Below are 6,000 nucleotides of genomic sequence, written 5' to 3'. Positions count from 1 at the left end.
TGCGATCGCGACTGACTCCGTAACAATTTTTTCTGTTTAAGAGTGATAATTTCGGGAAAAAACCATGAAATACTTGATAACATGGCCAAACTTGTACTCCTCAATATTTTTCTCTGGCGACAATGAAACAGAACCATTGAGGTTTTGAAAGAGTTAAATTGTTCTTTGGTTTTGTTTGGCTAACCTCATTCTTAAGTTAAGGAATAGGGAAGAGGGAAGAGGGAAGAGGGAAGAGGGAAGAAGGAAAAATTTTGCGTTGTCTGAGTTTTATAGCACTACGCAAATATGACGCGGACATTCCTCTATTCCCTGTTCCCCTATATATCTACAAAAATTATTAGAACTGCAAATTAAATAACCTCCGGAAAACTGCATCAGTAATATGTACTACTATTTTAAGGACGAAAATTAAGTATTTAAGCTTTTCAAGATTTTCTAACTATGGGGGCATTAAAAAATTTAATACTGACTCAAATTTAAGGAATAAAGGAAGAATAGTAATGCAGAAATTTAGTAATAATACTCTCAAAATGTTTTCTAAACCTCAAGTTGGTGTAGTCGATGAAAAGATTACTTTTGATGAACCTGGAAGAGTTAAATTCAAAGCTACATATTGGCCTGCTATGCTTTTTAGAGGTTACAGCATGACTCTTGAACCTGGTGAAGAAGTTGCAGTTATCGGTCGTCAGGGAATTACATTATTAGTACGCCCTTTTTAGGAGTGGGGGGGTGTGGGGAGTTAGGTCCCTACTAAGAGGGAACTCACTCCTACTGCTCCTGAGAGGGGAAGTAAACATCAGAATAATTAATGCGCTCCTAGGGTGCTAATTGTCAAAAATACAATTTGGCTGATGTTCCTTTGACAAAAAGAGAATTTCTGACCTAAAAACTGGTATTAAAGCCATTCATTCTGATTCCTGACTCCTAAAAAATCACCTATTTATTTGTAGCAAATATTTATCAGACTTGTTATTAAACTTGTCGTTGTACAGCCAATAAAGTAATATCATCAAACTGTGTGGCACTACCAGTATGATTTAAAACACTAGTAGATATTTCTTTGAGTAAACCTTCCGCCGAAGCTGCTTTTTTCTCCACAAGTAACCGCAATTTTTCATTGGTAAAAAATTCACCTTTACCATTACGAGCTTCTGGTACTCCGTCTGTGTAACCCAACAAAATTTCACCAACTTCTAAGTGAGTTTGTTCAATTTTAAATTTCATATCGGGCAACATTCCAACTGCTGGACCTGTAGAATTTAACTCCTCCTTGATTTCTCCTGTAGCACTAATAATAAATAGTGGTTCATGACCACCATTAATATAAGTAATTTTACCATTATTTATGTCTAAAACCCCAAAGAAAAGTGTGGCAAACATTCCCACTTCGCCATGATTTTTCGCAATATAATTATTAGTCAAACATACAGCTTTCAAAGCATGATAGCAATCTTCAGTAGCTAGACCTCTATCTAAATACAACTTATCTTTTTCACTTCCTAAATCCTCATTCATTTCTTCAAAATAATTTTGACCAGAAAAAACTCTAATTAAGCTGCGGAACAAACTCATAAATAATGCTGCTCCTACTCCTTTATCACAAACATCAGCAATTACTAATCCTACGGTATGATTAGAAAGTTCAAATACATCATAAAAATCACCAGCAACTTGTCTAGCTGGTTGAAAGAAACTCGCAATTTCCCAACCATTTTGTTGCGAAATTTGAGCAGGCAGAAAATTTTTTTGCATCTGATGACCTTGCTCTAATTCATAATTGAGAGCTTGAGAATAAGTTTTTACTTTTTCTAGACTTTCCTGTAAAGCTGCTTCAGCTTTTTTCCGCTCACTAATCGCCTCAGAAATTTTCATAAACATTAATTCAAAGGCATTAATTACTTCTCCTAATTCATCTTCTCTTTGGAGAGAAATTGAGCTAAATGCAGGTGGTTCTCGATCATTATATATTGCTTCTCCTGCTTGATTCAAATCGCTTCTTAATAGTAGAATAGGATTAATTATAATTGGTTCTAAACATAGCCAAACTGTAATTGTCAAAAACAGAGATATGATAATAACTAAACCAATAATTCGAGAAATATAAGCCAGTAATTCTGGTTTTAGATTAGAACAATCATGGCGAATAATAATACTATAGTCTGTTTGCATATCTTTTCCATACCAAATTAAGTCATCATAACGATAAACATTACTACTGGTGGAAAAGAAGAGTTTTTTGGAATTATTTACTTCAGAAAGTGACAATTCTGGAGACTCACCAAATGTACCTACTTTTTGTTTGTTAGTATCATAAACAGCACCTCCTAAAATGGTAGGATGATGTTGCATAAGTTCTGATAAATGATTGACAAGCTCTGTATGTGAAGCATTAGGATAGGTAATTAAAATCCAAGCAACTTTCCCAGAAGACATTTGCTTAATTTGAGATAGAAGTTCTTTTTCTCTTCTCTTGAGAGAAGGGATTAAAAGAATAGCTTCAATGACAATAATGCTAGTAAAAACACATAACACTACACGACGAGACAATTTTGATTTTAGTCGGTCATTAATTGACTGAGCTAACTTTTGAATACTAGATAGTTTGCTATTCTGTTGATTTTTTTTCATCTCAATTTCGGTTTGATAACTTGAATTCTTTGATAACATATATTCTGCCCTTTATTATATATATTATTTGACTGCTTTACTCTAAAATCTCATACTTTATTCATTGATTTTAGGGAGTAGGGAGTAGGGAGTAGAAAAGAAGAAAAACAACTGTACCTTATTAACTTGAGAAACGCTATATCTAAAAATACTCACTATAAATTATGTTCTTTATATATTTTTTTTAACAATTATTGTGATTTTATGTATACAAAAATTTAATTTTTCTCTCTGAAACTGTACAAATTTATTCACGATCAAATCTACTTTAAATAATATCATGTCCGGATAATTAGTGATAAAAAACTTTCTCCTTTTCCTCCTCTTTATTCTTTCTTATTGCTTCTTTCTTATCTCCTGACTCCTGAGGAATGACTCTTGACTCCTCCGTCGTTATAAGTATTCAACCGGACATGATATAACTTGATTTTTGTATTGTTTTGGAGTAGTACCTGTAAGTTGATGAAATATTTTAGTTAAGTGACTTTGATGAGAAAAACCACATTGAAAAGCAATTTCTGTAATGCTGATATTTTGCTGTTTCAATAATTTTTTTGCCAGTTCTACTCTTTGGTGAATCACATATTGATAGGGAGTAATACCCATTGATTGCTTGAATAACCGGGAAAAATGATATTGACTCATACCAACTACAGCAGCAATTCTAGTTAGTTTTAAATCTCGGTCTAAATGTTCATTAATATATTCAATTGCTTGGCGAAGTCTATATTTTGATAATCCTCCTCGGTACTCATTAACTTCTAAACTCATAGTGGAATATTCGCGGACTAAGTGAACTGTTAATGAATATGCTAATGACTCTGCATATAACCTACCTGCTACTCCTCCTGATTCTAGTTCCCCTAGTAACAGCAACCCGACCTGACGAATAAATGGATCGCGCAGAGTAAATCTGTCTACGAGTTCAATTCGCTGGGCGTCTACTTCTACAACTTCATTAGCAACTTTTTCCATGAGCGAAGGTGCTAAATATATGTATAACAAGTCTGGGTTTCCTTGAATATGCCACTGGGAAAGTTCTCCACTTGGCACAACAGTTATATCTCCAGGCACTATTCTCCCCCGGTCGTATTTTCCTTTTAGCGATCGCTCTATGTGACAAGGATAGTCTAAGTGAATTATCAGTAGTTCTTCTGGTATAGCAGGTAAGGAAAATTTACTTTCTGCTGCGGAATAGTATAGACGTTGTAGCAGAATACCTTGCCAATTATTCTGTTTACTTGATATCAATAGTTTCCTAGATTCTGGTTGGTCTGGTATTTTTGATGATTGAGGAATTACATTAGATTGTAGTATCATGTTTTTTGCTTGTGATTTTTTGTATAGCAGAAGAAGAAAGAAGGAAGAATTTTGCGTTGTCTAAGTTTTAAGCTTTTGATATGTCCGCACCCTTTCCTTATATTGGTGGCTGAGAAAATAGTGATCGAAAAGATTGATAATTTTGTCTCCCTATTACAGTGCTATTAGTAGGGTGTGTTACGTTACCGCTAACACACCAAAATCCCATATCTATTGTCAGTGCGTAAGTCCTGAAGATTGATAATTTTGCCTTCCTATTCCAGTAAAGTACTGATAACGCAGTTCCTCTGTAATATAGAATCTGGTTATATAATATATGTTGATAATTCTATAATTACTTGAATATTCAATCTTCCCTACTCCCTCACTCCCCCACTCCCCTACTCCCAACTATATAATTAAGTATTAACCGGATTTGATATCAGAGGTTAACTGAATTGACTTTAGCTTTGTATTAGCAATACACTGAGTGCTAATTGCCATATAGTACATAAAATTAATTAAATATGAAGTTCATTTCAATACAAGAATGGATTGATTATCATCAAGCAATAGAATAATTATGTAGGACGATCGCACGTTGAGAGCGACTAATCAGACCATCTCTTTCTAAGCGTTTGAGGGCACGAGATAGAGTTTCTGGGGTCAACCCTAACTCAGCAGCTATTTCTTTGAGAGGTCTATCTAAATTGACAGATGTCTGGTTAGAAAGTCTAGCTATCTGGCATAAATATTGAAGCACTCGTTCGTGGGCAGTCTTGATATCCCGTAATTCTAGATGGTGTTGTAGGCATTGATTTTTTCTGACTAAAATTGCCATGAAATCTTGAGCTAGGTCGGGATAGCTATGCAAAGCTGCTAAAAAATGTTTCTTCGGATAAACCATTACTTGTGAGGCTGTTTCTGCGATCGCTGTATTGGTATATCTGCTAGAAAAAAGTGTTGTCTCGGCTAAAATATCTCCTGCTGTAGCAGTACATAACCTAACTATTGTTCCACAACTTTTGTAGCGCACTATTTTAAGTCGCCCAGTTTTGACAATAAAGACTGCTTGAGCTGAGTCTCCCTGCCAGAATAGTTTTTGCTCTTCTGACAACTCTCGCTTGGCGATCGTTTGACGTAAATCAGAAGGAAGGATATCTATATCTAAGAGCTTCGTCGGCACTTTTGCTTCTCCTATCGAGTGAGATTTATCAGTTTTTTTGGAACGATTATTCCAGAAACAACAAAGAAAATCACACAAATTTCAGCATTAGAAGTTTATTAAAGAATGTCATAACAGGGTATTTTCCAGTTGTGGACAATCCGATCCAAACTTCTATAAATTGATAATTGATGGTTATTTTTTGTTTATATAACTACCCTAGCAATAACAGAATGCTCAGTCAAGTATATTAGCTTTCATTCAAATAAGTTATTAATTATTGCCAGTTTAGAAGCAATTTATATACTATTAATCAAATTCTCATTATTAATTTATTTGTTTCTCATCATTAATTTAACTTTGATATTAAAGTCAAAGCTTTTGATATAGTTCTTAATATTGTGTCTAGTTGAATACCCACAAATAACTGTTATTCTCGAATAGGAAATAAGGTCAATTCAGTTATCAGTTATATCAAATCCGGTAGCATCAGTATAAAATCTTTTGAAGCGAGGAAGACCGAGTCAGGAGGACTGAGTCAGGAGGAGAGAGAATCACAAAGATTTAGTAGTTATGACGATTGGATAATTTTTTGATGTCCAATTCCCCCGGATTTGATATTAGAGACTGTTTGTCAACAAAAGATTAAGTAGTGGACTGACACAGCTAAAACTTTGCAATAGATTTTTGTTTCTATAGCAATGTGCGCTGGCATATTTACAAATTGTAGGAATTGTCCAATAGCTAAAAGTTTGATCTTATCAGCTTTTTATTCCCCCTTCCGGAGCTGTTGCCTTCCGGAGCTGTTGCCTGCATACAGCGCTATAGTCCACTACTGGACTTTTCCCTTATGGGTTTAATATCATGTT

Annotated in this window: 4 protein-coding genes; 1 reads left to right on the top strand and 3 read right to left on the bottom strand. The window is 34.5% G+C overall.

The window, feature by feature from the left end; translation table 11 throughout:
• Positions 1-500 precede the first annotated feature (500 nt).
• Entirely contained in the window at positions 501-719 is a 219-nt protein-coding gene (locus tag F6K27_RS24005) for an NfeD family protein (RefSeq protein WP_287278740.1), read from the top strand.
• 253 nt (positions 720-972) lie between these two features.
• Here the strand turns inward: F6K27_RS24005 and F6K27_RS24000 are convergent, their stop codons facing one another.
• The 3 genes from F6K27_RS24000 to F6K27_RS23990 form a co-directional block, all read right to left on the bottom strand.
• Positions 973-2,667 carry a PP2C family protein-serine/threonine phosphatase gene (locus F6K27_RS24000; RefSeq protein WP_287278738.1) on the bottom strand — a complete coding sequence of 565 codons (1,695 nt, stop codon included), beginning with the start codon at positions 2,665-2,667 and terminating at the stop codon, positions 973-975.
• 393 nt (positions 2,668-3,060) lie between these two features.
• Positions 3,061-3,987, bottom strand: a complete 927-nt coding sequence (locus tag F6K27_RS23995) for an AraC family transcriptional regulator (RefSeq protein WP_124146412.1) — start codon at positions 3,985-3,987, stop codon at positions 3,061-3,063.
• A gap of 544 nt (positions 3,988-4,531) precedes the next feature.
• The gene (locus F6K27_RS23990) at positions 4,532-5,152 is read right to left on the bottom strand and encodes a Crp/Fnr family transcriptional regulator (RefSeq protein WP_124146415.1); all 621 of its coding nucleotides are present in this window, start codon (positions 5,150-5,152) and stop codon (positions 4,532-4,534) included.
• Positions 5,153-6,000: the final 848 nt, after the last annotated feature.

The organism is Okeania sp. SIO2F5, from assembly GCF_010692685.1.
In the GTDB taxonomy this organism is placed as follows: Bacteria; Cyanobacteriota; Cyanobacteriia; order Cyanobacteriales; family Microcoleaceae; genus Okeania; species Okeania hirsuta.
This window is presented reverse-complemented; position numbering and strand designations above follow the sequence as displayed.